This is a genomic window from Enterococcus sp. S183_ASV_20, from assembly GCF_018919685.1.
GTDB lineage: Bacteria > Bacillota > Bacilli > Lactobacillales > Enterococcaceae > Enterococcus > Enterococcus faecalis.
In genome coordinates this window covers 1-413 of sequence record NZ_JAHLRI010000183.1, presented here as the reverse complement: position 1 = coordinate 413, position 413 = coordinate 1, and the positions used below count along the sequence as shown (strand labels likewise).

The following is a 413-nucleotide window of genomic DNA, read 5'->3' as shown; positions in this document are numbered from 1 at the left end:
AACCAAAACAGATTGAGCACGAGTCAGAGCTTCTTTATAAAAGCGCCATTGTTTGGCATTGGCTAACTGAGAATAAGAAATTCCAGGAGTTGATTGGGCCATTTTTTCAAGACCAATATTCATCCCTAAACCCAGCAAAGCAGCAAAAATAATTTTTCTTTCTTGTTCACTCGGCGGTTTCCCTGTAGAATCATGACTAAATTCTTGTGAAAAGTTGGTCCAACTGTCCACCTCAATTAAAAGATCACTAAGCCTTATCTTAGGAATTATTGAATAAAGTTTTTTTCTATATATTTCTGCTTCGCTAGGTGTAACTTTTTCCAACTTTTTAAGGTTTGCTCTTGAAATTCTCTTATCAACTGTCGAATAAAATTGAAGCTGTAAATCTAAAATTATTTCCCGATCCTTTAAAT

General features: G+C 34.4%; 1 protein-coding gene. It reads right to left on the bottom strand.

Annotation, left to right across the window (positions count from 1 at the left end):
• Positions 1–413: Tn3 family transposase (locus KQI94_RS16335; RefSeq protein ID WP_216454687.1), on the bottom strand; the 413-nt coding region annotated here is incomplete at both ends.